General features: G+C 31.1%; 15 protein-coding genes and 3 tRNA genes. 5 read left to right on the top strand and 13 right to left on the bottom strand.

What is annotated here, in order from left to right:
• Nucleotides 1–466: 466 nt before the first annotated feature.
• Nucleotides 467–1,666 (top strand): helix-hairpin-helix domain-containing protein, encoded by a 1,200-nt coding sequence (locus FH779_RS13765; protein ID WP_180905115.1) that lies wholly within the window; start codon nt 467–469, stop codon nt 1,664–1,666.
• An 85-nt stretch (nt 1,667–1,751) separates the two neighbouring features.
• On the opposite strand, the gene FH779_RS13760 is transcribed toward FH779_RS13765, so the two are convergent.
• The 4 genes from FH779_RS13760 to FH779_RS13745 form a co-directional block, all read right to left on the bottom strand.
• On the bottom strand, nt 1,752–4,664 hold the full coding sequence (locus tag FH779_RS13760; RefSeq protein ID WP_180905114.1) for a M16 family metallopeptidase: 2,913 nt from the start codon (nt 4,662–4,664) through the stop codon (nt 1,752–1,754).
• A 69-nt stretch (nt 4,665–4,733) separates the two neighbouring features.
• Nucleotides 4,734–5,111 carry a fluoride efflux transporter CrcB gene (crcB, locus tag FH779_RS13755; RefSeq protein WP_180905113.1) on the bottom strand — a complete coding sequence of 126 codons (378 nt, stop codon included), beginning with the start codon at nt 5,109–5,111 and terminating at the stop codon, nt 4,734–4,736.
• Complete coding sequence (locus FH779_RS13750; RefSeq protein ID WP_180905112.1) at nt 5,111–5,257, bottom strand: hypothetical protein; 147 nt, start codon at nt 5,255–5,257, stop codon at nt 5,111–5,113. Before FH779_RS13750 ends, crcB begins: the two co-directional genes overlap by 1 nt.
• A gap of 131 nt (nt 5,258–5,388) precedes the next feature.
• Nucleotides 5,389–6,957 carry an NAD(P)/FAD-dependent oxidoreductase gene (locus tag FH779_RS13745; RefSeq protein ID WP_180905111.1) on the bottom strand — a complete coding sequence of 523 codons (1,569 nt, stop codon included), beginning with the start codon at nt 6,955–6,957 and terminating at the stop codon, nt 5,389–5,391.
• Between the two features lie 105 nt (nt 6,958–7,062).
• Between FH779_RS13745 and FH779_RS13740 the strand changes: the two genes are divergently transcribed.
• Complete coding sequence (locus FH779_RS13740; RefSeq protein ID WP_180905110.1) at nt 7,063–7,455, top strand: protease inhibitor I42 family protein; 393 nt, start codon at nt 7,063–7,065, stop codon at nt 7,453–7,455.
• A gap of 49 nt (nt 7,456–7,504) precedes the next feature.
• On the opposite strand, the gene FH779_RS13735 is transcribed toward FH779_RS13740, so the two are convergent.
• The 3 genes from FH779_RS13735 to FH779_RS13725 form a co-directional block, all read right to left on the bottom strand.
• Nucleotides 7,505–8,698 carry a C1 family peptidase gene (locus FH779_RS13735; protein ID WP_180905109.1) on the bottom strand — a complete coding sequence of 398 codons (1,194 nt, stop codon included), beginning with the start codon at nt 8,696–8,698 and terminating at the stop codon, nt 7,505–7,507.
• Between the two features lie 432 nt (nt 8,699–9,130).
• Nucleotides 9,131–9,646 carry a hypothetical protein gene (locus tag FH779_RS13730; RefSeq protein WP_180905108.1) on the bottom strand — a complete coding sequence of 172 codons (516 nt, stop codon included), beginning with the start codon at nt 9,644–9,646 and terminating at the stop codon, nt 9,131–9,133.
• A 38-nt stretch (nt 9,647–9,684) separates the two neighbouring features.
• A complete protein-coding gene (locus FH779_RS13725) occupies nt 9,685–11,313 on the bottom strand; it encodes a BamA/TamA family outer membrane protein (RefSeq protein WP_180905107.1) in 1,629 nt (542 codons plus the stop codon).
• Nucleotides 11,314–11,421: 108 nt separating this feature from the next.
• On the opposite strand from FH779_RS13725, the gene FH779_RS13720 reads away from it, so the two are divergent.
• Nucleotides 11,422–11,733: a DUF3817 domain-containing protein gene (locus tag FH779_RS13720; protein WP_180905106.1), complete on the top strand. Its 312-nt coding sequence runs from the start codon at nt 11,422–11,424 to the stop codon at nt 11,731–11,733.
• Nucleotides 11,734–11,852: 119 nt separating this feature from the next.
• Here the strand turns inward: FH779_RS13720 and FH779_RS13715 are convergent.
• The 3 genes from FH779_RS13715 to FH779_RS13705 all read right to left on the bottom strand — a co-directional run bounded on the left by FH779_RS13715 (nt 11,853) and on the right by FH779_RS13705 (nt 12,140).
• Nucleotides 11,853–11,925 (bottom strand) — tRNA-Gly (locus tag FH779_RS13715).
• Between the two features lie 26 nt (nt 11,926–11,951).
• A tRNA-Leu gene (locus FH779_RS13710) sits at nt 11,952–12,035 on the bottom strand.
• Nucleotides 12,036–12,067: 32 nt separating this feature from the next.
• A tRNA-Gly gene (locus tag FH779_RS13705) sits at nt 12,068–12,140 on the bottom strand.
• A 143-nt stretch (nt 12,141–12,283) separates the two neighbouring features.
• On the opposite strand from FH779_RS13705, the gene FH779_RS13700 reads away from it, so the two are divergent.
• Together FH779_RS13700 and FH779_RS13695 are read left to right on the top strand one after the other, a co-directional pair.
• Nucleotides 12,284–12,616, top strand: coding sequence for a hypothetical protein (locus tag FH779_RS13700; protein ID WP_180905105.1), 333 nt, complete (start codon nt 12,284–12,286; stop codon nt 12,614–12,616).
• Nucleotides 12,613–13,329 carry a DUF2071 domain-containing protein gene (locus FH779_RS13695; protein ID WP_180905104.1) on the top strand — a complete coding sequence of 239 codons (717 nt, stop codon included), beginning with the start codon at nt 12,613–12,615 and terminating at the stop codon, nt 13,327–13,329. Before FH779_RS13700 ends, FH779_RS13695 begins: the two co-directional genes overlap by 4 nt.
• Before the next feature lies 1 nt (nt 13,330).
• Here the strand turns inward: FH779_RS13695 and cobC are convergent, their stop codons facing one another.
• The 3 genes from cobC to cobT are packed head-to-tail and all read right to left on the bottom strand — an operon-like array spanning nt 13,331 to nt 15,665.
• Nucleotides 13,331–13,891: an alpha-ribazole phosphatase gene (cobC, locus tag FH779_RS13690; RefSeq protein ID WP_180905103.1), complete on the bottom strand. Its 561-nt coding sequence runs from the start codon at nt 13,889–13,891 to the stop codon at nt 13,331–13,333.
• A complete protein-coding gene (locus FH779_RS13685) occupies nt 13,876–14,652 on the bottom strand; it encodes an adenosylcobinamide-GDP ribazoletransferase (RefSeq protein ID WP_180905102.1) in 777 nt (258 codons plus the stop codon). Before FH779_RS13685 ends, cobC begins: the two co-directional genes overlap by 16 nt.
• Nucleotides 14,646–15,665, bottom strand: coding sequence for a nicotinate-nucleotide--dimethylbenzimidazole phosphoribosyltransferase (cobT, locus tag FH779_RS13680; RefSeq protein ID WP_180905101.1), 1,020 nt, complete (start codon nt 15,663–15,665; stop codon nt 14,646–14,648). The genes FH779_RS13685 and cobT overlap by 7 nt, the downstream gene beginning before the upstream one ends.
• Nucleotides 15,666–15,725: the final 60 nt, after the last annotated feature.

The raw sequence follows: 15,725 nt of genomic DNA, 5'->3' as shown, positions 1-15,725 counted from the left end.
TTGGACTTTTAAAGATCCTTTTCTAATAGATTTTTTTCATAGTCTTACAAGTTTTTCTCTAATTTTTATCTTATTTATTACTCCAGTTTTCCTTTTTCCTAAAACTAGAATTTTCTTTTATTTTCTAATATTAGCTTTGACTATCGTTTCTACATATTTAAATTTTAAACCAATTGATACATATTAAACACCTAAAGATTATAAAGTTTTAGATGTAAATAATCAAGAAGAAAAATTGATAATTCAATCGAAGTATAGCCTTAAAAATGATAGGATAAAGCATGATACAATATTGGTTAGAGATTATTTTATTTTTCGTAAAATAATCAAATAATCTATTTACAAATACTTAAAACCTATTATTTATTTTAGACTTCTTAACTTGTTAAATATTTGATGGTTATATTGTTTTTCGATATGGTGAGTGTATGATAAGGATTTTATTTTCATTTCTTTTTCAACCAAGATGAAATATTTAAAAAAATCTACTTTTTACCTGAATAAATCACAACGATTTGGCTTGTATTTATTATTTGTTTTGATTCTGTTATTTGAGATTTTTCAACATATTTCAGTTGAAAAAGAAACGTATCAATTATCAGAAGCAGATAAAGTTTTGCTAGCAAATTATCAAACAACTTCGAAGAATTATACATATAATTCTACTTCAAAAAAGCAATTAAAAGATTCAATCAAACCTTTTAATCCAAATGATTTGTCTTTAGAAGATTGGATGAATTTAGGATTTTCGGAACGTCAAGCCGAAGTTATTTTGAAATATAAAGGAATTGTTGGTGGAGAATTTACATCGAAAGAACAGCTTAAGAAATGTTATGTTATCGATGAAGAAAAGTACAAGGAATTAGCTCCTTTTATTCTTTTACCAGAACAATCTAAATCTAGTTTTATAGATTATTCATCACCAAAAACTAAAATCGTTTACAAAAATTTCAATCCAAATGATTTGCCACAACAAGGTTGGGAAAAACTTGGTTTTTCTCCAAAACAGGCAGAAGTTATCATGAAATATAAGCAGATTGTTGGAGGAAAGTTTACGTCGAAAGAGCAATTGAGGAAATGTTTTGTGATTGATGATGCGAAATATGTAGAGATGAAAACGTATATTTTGTTACCAGAAAAATCGAAGGAAGACGAAAGAAATGAAAAAAAACAAGGTGGAAAAAAGATTCAGTATGTAAAATTTAATCCAAATAATTTTTCTGAAAATGATTGGCAAAAAATAGGTTTTTCCTCTAAACAAGCTGCTTCAATTCTAAAATATAAAAATATTTTGGGAGGACAGTTTAAATCGAAAGAACAATTGAAAAAATGTTACATGATTTCCGACGAAAAATATGCGGAAATGGAACCTTATATTGATTTGCCTGAAAATATAATTTATAAAGTTGAACAGCCAAAAGTTGAGCAACCAAAAACAGAGGGAAAAGTAGTTGAAAAAATAGAAATAAAAGGCAAGTTTAATCCAAATAATTTGAGTCATGAGGATTGGATGAAACTTGGTTTTACAGAGAAGCAAGCAAATACGATTCTTAATTTTAAACGTTCGTTAGGTGGGAGTTTTAAAGATGCAAAAATATTGAAAAGATGTTATGCGATAAGTGAAGAAAAGTTTAAGGAAATTGAGCCTTATTTGGTGTTTGAGTGATTATTCATTCATAGGTTAGTTTTAAAAAATAAACGCGTTTTAGGATTTCCTAAACGCGTTTATTGGTTTTTATAATGTCTGATTATTAGTAGTTAAATAATTCTTCTAAAGTCAATTCTTTTACTTGTCCAAGTTTTTCAACAGATGGCCAGTCTAAGTTTTCTTTCTTACCAATTAAACCAACATTGAAGTTTTGACCTTTGATATGTTTTTGGAAAAATTGATCCAATTGATCTAATGTTAATTTAGATGTTTGATCGTAAATATCTTTATTGATATCATAATTTAGACCTTTATCTTGTAACGATAACCAATAAAAGAACACATTTGCTTTTGTATAGCGACTTGTAGCGATTTGCTTAAGTGCAGCTTGCTTAGAATTATTAAATTGATTTTCTGCTTTTGGCATATTATTCATTAATTCTTTCATTGCGTCAACAGCTTGTGGTAATTTGTTAGCTTGTGTTCCAATTACAGCTCTTACATAATTGTAATTATCTTTTTTATTTGCGTTAATGTAATAAGAACCAGCAGAATAAGCTAAGGATTTAGACTCACGAATTTCTTGGAAAACGATAGATGATAAACCTCCTCCAAAATACTCATTGAAAATTCCTGTAGATGTCAACAAAGTAGGATCATATTTAGTATCACGAGCAAAGAAATTAATTTCCGCTTGTACCATATCGTAAGGAGCAAAATATACTTTACCATCTGTTGCTGGTTGCGGATATTCTTTTTTCTTAGGATAATCTAAATTTTTTCCGAAATTATGATTTTGTTCAATTGCTTTTTTCGTTTCTGCTTCATTATTTCCGTAATAGAAAATTTGGTGCTTGTAATTAAAGAAATCTTTGATGATTTGCGTTAATTCTTTTGGATCTATAGCTTTCAAGTCTGCTTCAGAAATAATATCTCTCGAACGGTTATTTGGTCCATATTGCGCATAAGTATTCAACAAAGAAGAAATCACGTTTTTATTCTTTTTAGAATTCTCTCTCGATTTCAAGATTGTTTTCACATATTCTTGGTAAGATTCATTATTTGCAACGGCATCACTTAAAAGGTGTTCAAACAATTTGATTCCGCTTGTCAAATTCTTTTGTAAACCTGTGATATAAACAGAAGTTCTTTCTGTACCAGCATTAACGCCATAATCTACACCAATTTTATAAAACTCTTTTTTCAAGTTTTCTGGCGAATATTTAGACGTTCCTAAATAATCTAAGTAATTAATTGCTAAACCAAGTTTTTTATTGTTGTCCGATCCCATATCCGCGATATAGTAAACAGAACTAATATCGTTTGTCTTGTTTTGAATCGAAGTGAATTTTGCATTCTTGATTTTTCCTTCGTTTAATTCTTTTTTGAAGTCAACAAAAACAGGTTTAATTTCACTTGATTTGATTTTCATGAAATCTTTGTACCAAGTAGATTCAGCATCACGATTTAATTGAATTGGCGTAATTCCAGGATTCGAAACACGTACCAAATCTTTGTTTTCACCTTGACGTTTGAACACAATAACATAATTATTTGCATAATTTTTCTTCGCAAAGTCCATTAATTCTTGCTTCGTCACACGTCCCATATCATCGTATTGATCGACAACTTCTGCCCAAGGAACATCGTTGATATACGATTTGTACAAGCTTGCTGCTAAAGAACGTGTATTTTCCCAGCTTCTCATTCGAGATTTTCTCAAATCATTTACAACAGCTTCAATCATCCAATCATCAAATTCTCCATTTTTGATTTTCTCGATTTGAGCAATTAATAAATCACGAACTTCTTCTAAACTTTGTCCTTGTTTTGGCGATCCAGAAAAAGAATGCATTCCATAATCTCTAAAGAAAGAAGAAGAACTTCCTGCTCCTAATGTTTTTTGCTGTTGATTGATATTTAAGTCGATTAATCCAGCTGTAGAATTACTTAAGATATAATCAATTAATGTTACATATTTTGCATCAGAACTTTTTGCTCCATCGAAACGATAAGCAAACTGTACTCGCTCTGATGAAGGACTAAATACTTCGCTTGTACTGATTATTTTAATCGGATCTTCTTTTGCTACATATTGTGCTGGAGCTGGTTTTGTAGCATAATTTCCGAAATATTTGTCAATCATTGGAACAGCCGTATCAAAATCGAAATCACCGATTAACATTACAGCCATATTGCTTGCTACATAATATTTATCGAAATAATTATGGATTGCAACCATTGATGGATTTTTCAAATGTTCTGAAGTTCCAATTGTAGTTTGTGTTCCGTAATGAGATTTTGGGAATAACGTTTGCATTAATTTATAGTAAACCAAACGTCCGTCGTTATCTTGCGCACGATTAAATTCTTCGTAAACGGCTTCTAATTCAGTATGAAAAAGGCGTAAAGTTAACTCTCCAAAACGCTCAGATTCTACTTTTAACCATTTTTCTAATTCGTTATTCGGAATATTATTATGATAAATTGTTTCCTCTAAAGATGTATGTGCATTAGTTCCTGATGCTCCCAAAGATGAAATTAATTTATCGTATTCATTTGCCACAGCATATTTGGATGCTTCTTGCGAAACTTGATCAATTTTTTTATAAATTTCAACTTTTTTTGCAGGATCTTTTTCTGCTTTATGTTGTTCGTATAAATCTGAAATTTGTTGGATCAAAGGTTTTTCAACAGCCCAATTTTGTGTTCCGATTTTTGAAGTTCCTTTAAAAACCATATGCTCTAAGTAGTGAGCCAAACCAGTATTGTCTTCTGGGTCGTTGTTAGAACCTGTTTTTACAGCTATATGAGTTTGGATTCTTGGTTCGTCTTTTATTTGAGCCAAATAGATTTTTAAACCATTTTTTAGCGTATAAATTCTTGTATTCGAAGGATCATTTTCTACCATTTCGTAGGTATATCCTTTATTGTCAGTTTTTTTCACTGTTTTTAATTGTGCGTGAGTAAATACAGAACCAAAAATGATTCCGCAGATTAAAATAGATTTCCTCATGTATTTTTTTTAAGTTGCTTAAAAGTAGGATATTAAAATGAATAAGAGAAAACTATTTTCGATATAGAGTTATTTTGTTAATCTAAAACCAATCATTGTAAATATTAATCCAATGAGTACACTCAAAAAAATATAAATAATTGGTGTGATGTAATTTTGTTGTTGAATTAAGTTGAAATTTTCATACGAAAAACTTGAAAATGTAGTGAAACCTCCACAAAATCCTGTTATCAGTAAAAAATTGAAATAGGTATTTCCTAAACCATTTTTGATTGAATATCCATATAAAGCGCCAATCAAAAAACAACCGATAATATTTGTCAAAAACGTAGCAAATGGAAAAGGTTGCGAATAATATTTTCCGATTCCGTATGAAATTAAAAATCTTGCAACACTACCAAAAGCGCCACCTAAACCAACAAATAATATAGATTTTAAGAGATTCATTAAATTCTATTAACAATTTTAATCAAAGCTAAAAATAGTAAAATGATGAATGAAATAATTCCTAAAAAGAATAAACCTAATCCAAAATAAACAATTGTAATTGTTCCAATATTCCAACCAATTAAGTTGATTGAATAACCAATCAAAATCAGTACTACTGAAATTAATAAAAATTTGAAATTATTTACTTTTTTTTAGATTCATCATTTCTAAAGATGCGAAGCTGAAACAAGTTCAGCTTGACATCTGTATTTTATTTTGAGTATTAAATATAAAACTATTTTTCGATAAAATTCTTCACAGCAATTGCAACTTTTGCTCCGTCCATTGCGGCAGAAATAATTCCACCAGCGTAACCAGCTCCTTCAGCGCAAGGAAATAAACCAGAAATTTGCGTGTGTTCTAACGTTTCTTCATTTCTCGGAATACGAACAGGTGAAGAAGTTCTAGATTCTGTTGCCACAATATTTGCATTTTCGGTATAGTAACCATTCATTTTTTTACCAAATGTTTGAAAACCTAATTTCAAAGATTGATGAACTTCTTTTGGTAAAACTTCGCTTAATAAACCTGAAGTTAAACCTGGTAAATAAGAGCAATCATTCAATGAATTAGATAATTTTCCTGAAACAAAATCGGTCATTCGTTGTGCAGGTGCTTTTAATTTACCTCCACCAACTTGCCATGCTTTTTGCTCGACCATTTGTTGAAATTTCATTCCAGCCAAAGGTCCAGTAAAACCATATTTAGCAAAATCTTTTTCATCAACTGTTACAACCATTCCCGAGTTTGCAAAAAATCCGTCACGTTTGGAAGGTGACCAACCATTTACCACCAATTCTCCTTCGTCTGTAGATGCGGGCGCAATAATTCCTCCAGGACACATACAAAAAGAGAAAACGCCGCGACCAGCTTCTTGCGAAACTAATGAATACGAGGCAGGAGGAAGAAATTCGTTTCGTTCCGTTCCAACTGGACAATGGTATTGAGCAGAATCAATCAAACTTTGGTGATGTTCTACACGAACACCCAATGCAAAAGGTTTTGCTTCAATTAAAACATTTTTTTCATCTAACATTCTAAAAATATCACGAGCCGAATGTCCCGTTGCTAAGATCAAAGAAGAAGTTTTAATTTTTTTATCATGATTGATTTCAATTCCTTTGATTTGATTATTCTCGATAATAATGTCCGTTAGTTTTGTGTCAAACCAAACTTCACCACCACATTCGATAATTGCTTCGCGCATGTTGGCGATAATTCCAGGTAATTTATTTGTTCCGATATGTGGATGCGCTTCTTGCAAAATACGTTCTGTCGCACCGAAATGTACAAACCATTGCAATGATTTCAGGATGTTTCCACGTTTTGTAGAACGCGTATATAATTTTCCGTCCGAATAAGTCCCAGCGCCACCTTCGCCATAACAATAGTTAGATTCAGGATTTACTTTTCCTTCTTTATTCATCGCAGCTAAATCACGACGACGATCACGAACATTTTTACCACGCTCGATAATAATTGGTTTCAAACCTTGTTCTATTAATTCTAACGCAGCAAATAATCCAGCAGGACCAGCACCAGCAATATAAACTTCGTGTTTGTTTTCTACATTTTGAAGATTTGGATGAAACTCGAAAGCATCAGAAAATTCTTCATTTACAAAAACATTGACTTGTAATTGGGAAATAATATTTCGGCTTCGCGCATCTAATGAGCGACGAATAATTTGGTAAGCATTGATATTCTCCGGTTTTGTTTTAACAGCAGATGCTAAACGTTGTTTCAAAATTTTCTCGTTTGCAGCTTCTGTAGGAGAAATTCGTATCGTTACATTTTGAGGCATAATTATTGACTAAAAAATAAAGTACAAAATTAGTTGAAAAAGCGCTTAGTTGAATAGCTTTATAACTGTTTTTATCAAAAAAATAAATAAAATCATCCATCATAAATGAAAAAAACTTTATTACTAATAGGAAGTGCAACTTTGTTGACAGCGTGTGCGACAAATGCAAGTAAAGAACAAACGATCAATTTGGATACAATCGAAAATGTAAAAACGATTAAACTAAATGAAGGTGATCAGGTAAAATTAGAAGTTACTGCTAATCCTTCTACTGGTTATGATTGGTTTACTTCTGAACCAGAAGATTGTAGTGTGAAAATTGTTGATAAGTCAAATGTGAAAAATCAACAAGAAGGAGTGGTAGGCGCGCCGAGTAAAAATGTATATACTGTGAAAGCGGGAAGCAAAGGCGAATGTACAATTCAGTTTGATTACAAAAGAGGCTGGGAGGAAGCTGCGCCAGCTAATACAAAACAAATTACATTTATTGTGAAATAAAAAAAAATCCACTCATTGAGTGGATTTTTTTAGTTTATTATCTTACAAATTAGATTCCTAATTTTTTCAACGTTTGTTTTTGAACACCGTTTTTATGAACTAAAATATTTGTTGTTTTGTACTGAACAAATGCTTTTGTTACATAAAGATATCCTTCGTAATCGTTAGTTAAACCCCAAGAGTTTTTCACGATGTAGTAATCTTTTCCGTTTTGATCTTTCGCAATACCAACAATGTGCATTCCGTGATCATCAGTCGTTTGGTAATCATCAAAAGCAGCTTGACGCATATCTTCTGTAATTACTTTTTCTGGTTTTGGACCTTTGAACATATCTGCTTTTTGTTGTGCATTCATATCTGCAAAATCAACTTCTGGTACATAAGCCACACCATTTTTCCAGCTAAATCCTTTTTCAGAAACGTCTGTTGCCCAAGCAACTGTAAATCCGTTTTTCAAAGCATAATCAATGTTATCAGTCATTTCTGTCATCGGAACATTGTAGAAAGATTCGTACGCCCAGTTATCAGGAATCGCTAATACAAACGGTTTGTAATAGTCGTGATCTTTAAAAGATGTAATCGCAACATAATCGTTTGGATTAATTCCTACCACTTGATCAGCAAATGTACGTGGTGTGTATTTTTTTCCGTTATACGTGAATTCCTTTGGATATTCTCCTAAATAGCTATCCAAAACAGCTGTATAGGCTTTCTCCCAGTTTGGAGTTAATTTACCATTTGGATTTGCAACAACCGCTTTCAAAACTCCTTCTTGAATTGCAGCCATTTCACCAAATTGATTTGTTTTTGTTCCGTAATTCAAACCTGTGTATACAGATTCTGGAACAGCTCCATATTTTTTGATTGTATTTAAAACATCATAGAAAGAACCTCCATCACCTAAAGTTGTAGCGCCATGCATACGAACATATTGTTTTCCTTTTTCAACATATGTATTTCTGGCATTGAAAATTGGAGACAATTGAATAGGTTGTTTTCCCATTCTTAACATTTCTGATTCGAAGAAAGAATTTCCTGAATATGACCAACAAGTTCCTGATGAACCTTGATTTTCTACTGGAGTTTTAGCTAAATTGATAACATCAGTAAATTTGAAAGCTTCTTTACTATTTTCACTAACATTTTTGTTCAAAGAATTAACTAAATTGTCTTGTGCAGACACCAATTGAGCTGAAGCTAAAAATAAAGCAGAAGCTAAAACTGGATAAAAAATTTTACGCATTTTTAAATTTATTTTGTGTGAGTATTTTATAAGTAGCTAATTTCACGAAAATGTTAACAATAAACCTATAAAAATTTAAAGTTTTTTTAATAAAACTTCTTAGTATTCATTCACACAATACTTTTGGTAAGCTAAAACAGACTTGTTTGTGATCAACCGAGGACTCGGGAAAGGATAAACACACCTGTTTGTAATGAAATTTTCTTTACGGACATTGCAAACGGACATGTTTTAGATTAATGTAGCCTTACATTTATTATAAATAACCTTGTTTGTAATCAAATCTTCTTGACGAACATCGCAAACAGATATGATTGAGATAAACGTAAGTTAACATTTATTACAAACGAACATGTTTTAGATAAATGTAATGTCACATTTATTACAAATGAACTCGTTTTAGATATTAGTAATTAATAGAATTAAAAATAATTAATTAATTTTTTCTAATTCACATCTATATTTATTGTTATCAATCATTTTTATAAATATAAGTTCTTGTCTTTGATTATATTTCAAATCATAAGTAATAGATGCTATATAATTCTCACTATGATGTAAATCTAAGAAGTGTTCAATAATAAATTCAGGATAATTATTGTTATAATAAATGATTTCTACATCAAAATTACTTGCTTGATTATTGAAAGAATATTTTATTAGTCTATTATTTTGATCATAATATTCGACAATATATCCATCTTTTGTTTTGTTTACAAGAGGTCTTATTTCTTTCTTCTTTGATACTAAATGATTTGGAAATAAAGATGGAGTATAAGAATCATAGTGTTTATTATAGAATAATAAATTTAGTTTTTCTTTAGATTTTATAGTATCAATAGATTGAGTATGTATATCATCTCCTAAATAACATGTATTTTTGAATATATATTCTTGAGCAAAATTATTTATGGATATAAATAAAAATATAATTGATAAATATTTCATTATTAAATGTTTATAGAAATTAAAGTAAAATATTTTTTTTAAAACTGACTTAATATCCCAAAATGGATTTTAGATTCTTTGAAGTCGAAAGAAGTTTCGTCTGTTTTACCAACTGCATAACTCAAATTAAAAATTCCCATTTTCGTTAAAAAAGAAATTCCAGTTCCTAAACTTAATAAAGAAGTGTTCAGATTTGCGCGTTTGTTATCAATAAAACCATAATCGGCGAAAAGCCCAATATAAAAAGCTTCGCTTGGAACAAAACGATAATCTGCACTCAGAAATCCGTACATATTTGCCGTAATACTTTCTTCGTTAAAACCTCTAAAACTCCCGAAACCACCAATTCTGTACAATTCGTTTTCGGAAAAATCATCGTCTTTCGTGAGTAAACCTCTAAACTCTGCACCAGCTTTTAAGAAATGCTTTTTGGATAATTCGAACAAACGAAACGTTTTTAGACCAACTTCAACTTGATTGACGGTTTTATTTTCCAAATCTTCTGTCCACGAAAAATTCTTTTCTTTTTTACGAATCGAATTTACCGCAACATTCAACATCGATTTTCCTTCCATCAAACGAAAAGGATGTTTCAGGAAATAGTGATAACTCAAACCAAAACCAATTTTCGAATAATCGTCGTAGCTCGATTTTAGATAAGAATCATCTTCCAACAAAAAGTTAGACGATTGTATAATTCCGCTCACACCAATATTCGAGTTGAGGTTGAGTTGATAAAATAATCGCTCCGAAAAATCCAAATTCACAAAAACAGAATCTTGCTTGAAAAGCTTGAAATTAGTTTCCGAACCAATCGCAGATTTGAACAAATAAGGCACTTTAACACCAATATTCAACGACGTATTTTTATTCGCTGTTCCAATCCAATTTAACCTGATTTCCTCTAAACTATTGAACACATTATTTAACGAAAGTTGTACATTTCCGTTCAATCTAAAATCGCCGTTATCATCAGTTCCAAAACCTAAAACACCATCAAAATAATTTGAATTCACTTTGCGAGGATACAAATATAAAATCGTCGAATCGAGCTTAAATAAAGTTTGTGGTAATTGCGCTTCTGCAATATAATTGGTTTGTTGCATTAATGTCGAAATCGTTGCCAACTTCTGTTCATTGTAGACTTCGCCGGTTTTTATATTAAGTCCATGACGCAAATAACCTTTGGATAATTTTTCGTAACCAACCAATTTTACACCATCAATTTTGCGCTGATTTCCTTTGTCTAAAACCAATTCAATTTTCTGTTCATTTTCTTCAAAACCATTCGAAACAAGTTTTATTTGCGCAAACGGATAACCTTGATTAGTGTTGATTTTGGCGATTTTATTTAGAATAGAATCTAAATTATTTGTTGGGAAATAATTATTTTTATTTTCGAACAATTCATTGTTCTTCACCCAAATTGTTTGGTGCAATTTTCCTTTATTTAGATAAACTTTTTCATTTTTTATCGAATCAATCGTCAAAGTATAATAACCCGTTTTTTGAAGCGAATCTAAAGATGAATCAAGATTTTTGCTTTCGAAATCTTTTGTATACGATTTTGAATCATCATTATAACGAAAAAAATGATACGTTTTTTCTTGCCCAAAAAGCAAAATTGTTTGGAAAAAAAAGAGAAATATGTAAACTAAAAATCGCATTGTTGCTTATAATAACGTGTAAAATAGATGTTAAGTATTTGTTTTACTGATATCTATTAGTGTTCATTTGAAAATTAAAAATTATTTTTGACTTCAAATTTAAGATGAATGTTGAAATTATTTAAAATTACTGGATATTTAGAAGCTATTTCTGCGATAGTTTTGTTTTTTATCGCAATGCCAATGAAATATATTTGGGAAGATCCGACTTGGGTAACGTACGCAGGACGCGTACACGGAGGATTGTTTGTAGCTTATATTATATTGGTTTATTTATTGAAGGAAAAATACAATTGGTCTTGGAAAATTTTTATGATCTTTTTTGTTGCTGCAGTTATTCCTGGAGGAACAATTTGGGCAGAAAAAAGATTAATTGAAGGTAAAAAATACAAACAAATGTTGTCTGAAGAAGCGAAATAAGACAACAATTTAGATAAAAAAGTAAAACCTTAAACGTTATTGTTTAAGGTTTTTTTATGTTTTGGAATCAAATTTTTTCTAAATAAAAAAAGCCGAAGATTAATCTTCGGCTTTTACAGAGCGGGAAACGAGACTCGAACTCGCAACATTCAGCTTGGAAGGCTGACGCTCTACCAATTGAGCTATTCCCGCGTAAATTTTCAAATCAAATTAAAAAGTACCTCAGGCGGGACTTGAACCCGCACGTCCTAATGGACACAGGATTTTAAGTCCTGCGTGTCTACCAATTCCACCACCAAGGCAAAATTTGATTTTTGAATTTAATATTTCAAAGAGCGGGAAACGAGACTCGAACTCGCAACATTCAGCTTGGAAGGCTGACGCTCTACCAATTGAGCTATTCCCGCGTTGTGAGTGCAAATATAAGGTCATTAATATTACTTTTGCAAGTGTTTTTCGAATAAATTTTACAACTTTTTTCTAATAAATTAATTTTGAAATATTTGACTTGTTGATTTTTTTTGAGAAATTAGGGAAAAATATAATTTGAATGACATTTGATGAGTTATTAATACTAATTGAAAGAAATAATTTCAAGTCGAAAGTAGATTTTACGATTGCAATTAAACTTTTTGATGCAGAAAATGATTGGCCCGAAGAATCGATTACAATAAATGAATTTATAAATAAACTTGAAATGGAAATTGGAGACGATATTTTTTATCAAAATTTAGTTTCTAAATTAGATTCATATAATTCTATAAATGACGCTTGGAAAATAGAAAGCTTGATGTCAGTAAAAAATATTTTAGAGTTTGATGTAACACGAAATCTCAAATCAATTATTAATGAATTTGTTGAAAATAATAAAATAGAGTTATGAAAATTCCTACAATTCATGGTATTATAGAACGCAGAATGTTAATCAATTTTTGTGTAGAACCACACTATATTGAGAAGATTTTGCCCCGACCTTTTCGTCTAAAATTGTACAAAGGAAAAGCAATTGCAGGAATTTGTTTGATCCGATTGAAAGATATAAAACCAAAAGGTTTGCCTGATTTTGTAGGAGTGAATTCTGAAAATGCAGCGCATCGAATTGCGGTTGAATGGGATGAAAATGGCGTGACAAAAGAAGGTGTATATATTCCGAGGCGAGATACTTCGCTAAAATTGAATGCACTTGTTGGTGGTCGAGTTTTTCCTGGCAAACATTATTTTGCGAAGTTTAATGTTATAGAAGAAAACGATAATTATCATTTAGATTTCACGAGTTCTGACGATACACGAATTGAAATTGATGCTAAAAAAGCTTTTGAATTTAATTCTAATTCGATTTTCGAAACGTTGGATGAGGTGTCAAAATTCTTCGAGTATGGTTCTGTCGGTTATTCTCCAAATGGAAATAATTTTGAAGGTTTAAAACTCGAAACCTATAATTGGGAAGTAGAACCTTTGGAAGTTTCACATGTAAAATCAAGCTTTTTTGAAGATGAAACGATTTTCCCAAAAGGTTCTGTTCAGTTTGATAATGCAATTCTTATGACAAATATCGAGCATGAATGGAAGTCGTTAGAAAAGATAAAATGTTTGTAATCTATTCTTTTCTCAAAATAAAATCTTCTTCATTCGTTTTTCCTAAATTAAACTGAAATATTTCGCCATAATTTACAGGAATTTTGAATGCATTTTTGATTGGAATTTGCAACAAATAACACCACATCAAACGAATGATTCCACCATGCGCAACAATTAATACTTTTTCGTATTGAGCATTTCGTAATTCGTCCATAAAATCAAAAAAACGGGCAGACATTTCTTGCATCGATTCGCCATTTGGCGTTTTAGTTTTGACAAAATCGTCGTACCAAGGTTCTATCTCTTCCGAAGGAATTTCGTTCCATGATTTCATTTCCCAATCTCCAAAATTGAATTCTTTTAATCGATCATCAAAAATAATTTCATTCGAGAAAGTTTCTGCCAATCGTTGACAACGACTTAACGGACTTGAAAAAATTACCTCAAAATCGTTTTCAAGTTTAGTATGAATTTGTACCACTTCTTGATGAAAAGAGTCAGTTAATTCCACATCAGTTTGCCCGTAACAAACTGATGAAGGAACATTAACTTTTGTATGTCGAATTACAGAAACTTGCATAGAATTAAAATACCAAGATAAAACAAAACTTCGGTAACTTGTTGCACAGTTCCCAAGCAATCGCCCGTATATCCGCCAATATATTTTTTGAAATACCAGCCTAAATAAACTTTTCCTGTGTAACAAAGTGGTAAAATCAACAAGAATTTCCATTCGCCAAAAACAATAAAAGGCACAAGACAGAAAAGAAAACTAATGACAAGATTTTTTATCGGAAGTGCTTTATTTGCCATCGGTTTCGATTTACTTTTGTCAATATCTGTTACATATTCGTGGGTGTAAATCATCATTCCAGAAAAAAAGCGACTAACCGAATGTGCTGCGATCAAGCTGAAAATCATCAACCAAAAGTTATTTTCGGCAATGTGTTGAAGTGATGTGAATTTTAATAATAATAATAAGATAACGCCTATTACACCATAAGCTCCAATTCGGCTATCTTTCATAATCATCAAGATTTTTTCTTTACCATAACCACCTCCGAAACTATCACAAACATCTGTAAAACCGTCTTCATGAAAGGCGCCAGTCAGTAAAACGCTTGCAATCATTGTGATAATAATGGCGATATCAACTGGTAAAATAAACTGACAAATCGTATAAATTAATGCATTAAAAATACCAACCAATAAACCAATTGCCGCATAATATTTCTGTGATTGATTCATAATTTCGTTGCTGTATGGAATTTTGAACGGAATTGGAATTCGTGTAAAAAACATCAACGCTGTTAAAAAATAAGTGATTTCTTTTTTTAGCATTCTACTTGAGTTTCTTTGTTACTCACGCCTGCTGATTCGAAACTCGCCATATCATTGTAGAAATTCACTGCACTTTTGATAATTGGATAAGCCAATGCGCAACCTGTTCCTTCGCCAACACGTAAATTGATTTTCAGAATTGGTTCTTCGTTGAAATAATTCAACAAATATTGATGCCCAGATTCATCACTTTGATGACAAAAAATAGCATTATTTAGAATTTCTGGTTTCAATTTAGACGCAACCAAAAACGCAGCCGAAGCAATATAGCCATCAATCATCAACAACATATTATGTTCGTAAGCAGATAACATTGCAGCTGTCATTTGAGCAACTTCAAAACCTCCAAAAGTGGCTAAAATTTGTTTTGGATCATTAATTTTCTCATGTGTATTCTTCGCTTCATTTAGAATATTGATTTTATTCTGTAATTGCTCATCATTCAAACCTGTTCCGCGTCCTACACATTGTGCGAGAGGTAAATCGGTTAAATAATGTACAAGCATCGATGCAGAAGAAGTGTTCCCAATTCCCATTTCGCCAAAACCAATAATATTTGTTCCGTTTTGAGCGATTTCGTCCACAATTGTCTTCGAGTAATCAAAACATTGTTCCAATTGATCTAAGGTCATGGCAGGTTCGTACAAGAAATTTTTGGTTGATTTGGTCACTTTACAATTTTTCAAAACCGAATAATCTTCGAAATCATAATTCACACCAGCGTCAACAATGGTTAAATCAATCTTATTTTGATTGCAAAAAACATTAATCGCCGCTCCATTATTTAGAAAATTAAAAACCATTTGAGGCGTAACTTCCGCAGGATACGCACTAACACCAGATTGTGCAATTCCGTGATCGCTTGCGAAAACAATTAGATGAGGTTGTATTAATTCTAACTGTTTTTTTTGTTGAACCAAACTAATTTTAAGTGCGATTTTTTCTAATAAACCTAAAGCTCCAAGCGGTTTTGTTTTAAGATCAATAATGTGTTGAATTTCTTCTTTTTGCATTTTATACTAAACTAAATTTTAATAAAAAAATGCTTTCGAAATCAAGTGCAATCAATTCAA

The sequence above is a fragment of the Empedobacter falsenii genome, assembly GCF_013488205.1.
In the GTDB taxonomy this organism is placed as follows: domain Bacteria; phylum Bacteroidota; class Bacteroidia; order Flavobacteriales; family Weeksellaceae; genus Empedobacter; species Empedobacter falsenii_C.
The sequence above is the reverse complement of the archived record's forward strand: the minus strand, read 5'-3'. Positions and strand labels throughout refer to the sequence as shown.

What these genes read in the sequence shown, in the direction of transcription:
- FH779_RS13765 (WP_180905115.1), top strand. Translation starts at nt 467, where the DNA reads ATGAAATATTTAAAAAAATCTACTTTTTACCTGAATAAATCACAACGA.
- FH779_RS13760 (WP_180905114.1), bottom strand. Translation starts at nt 4,664, where the DNA reads ATGAGGAAATCTATTTTAATCTGCGGAATCATTTTTGGTTCTGTATTT.
- crcB (WP_180905113.1), bottom strand. Translation starts at nt 5,111, where the DNA reads ATGAATCTCTTAAAATCTATATTATTTGTTGGTTTAGGTGGCGCTTTT.
- FH779_RS13745 (WP_180905111.1), bottom strand. Translation starts at nt 6,957, where the DNA reads ATGCCTCAAAATGTAACGATACGAATTTCTCCTACAGAAGCTGCAAAC.
- FH779_RS13740 (WP_180905110.1), top strand. Translation starts at nt 7,063, where the DNA reads ATGAAAAAAACTTTATTACTAATAGGAAGTGCAACTTTGTTGACAGCG.
- FH779_RS13735 (WP_180905109.1), bottom strand. Translation starts at nt 8,698, where the DNA reads ATGCGTAAAATTTTTTATCCAGTTTTAGCTTCTGCTTTATTTTTAGCT.
- FH779_RS13730 (WP_180905108.1), bottom strand. Translation starts at nt 9,646, where the DNA reads ATGAAATATTTATCAATTATATTTTTATTTATATCCATAAATAATTTT.
- FH779_RS13725 (WP_180905107.1), bottom strand. Translation starts at nt 11,313, where the DNA reads ATGCGATTTTTAGTTTACATATTTCTCTTTTTTTTCCAAACAATTTTG.
- FH779_RS13720 (WP_180905106.1), top strand. Translation starts at nt 11,422, where the DNA reads ATGTTGAAATTATTTAAAATTACTGGATATTTAGAAGCTATTTCTGCG.
- FH779_RS13700 (WP_180905105.1), top strand. Translation starts at nt 12,284, where the DNA reads ATGACATTTGATGAGTTATTAATACTAATTGAAAGAAATAATTTCAAG.
- FH779_RS13695 (WP_180905104.1), top strand. Translation starts at nt 12,613, where the DNA reads ATGAAAATTCCTACAATTCATGGTATTATAGAACGCAGAATGTTAATC.
- cobC (WP_180905103.1), bottom strand. Translation starts at nt 13,891, where the DNA reads ATGCAAGTTTCTGTAATTCGACATACAAAAGTTAATGTTCCTTCATCA.
- FH779_RS13685 (WP_180905102.1), bottom strand. Translation starts at nt 14,652, where the DNA reads ATGCTAAAAAAAGAAATCACTTATTTTTTAACAGCGTTGATGTTTTTT.
- cobT (WP_180905101.1), bottom strand. Translation starts at nt 15,665, where the DNA reads ATGCAAAAAGAAGAAATTCAACACATTATTGATCTTAAAACAAAACCG.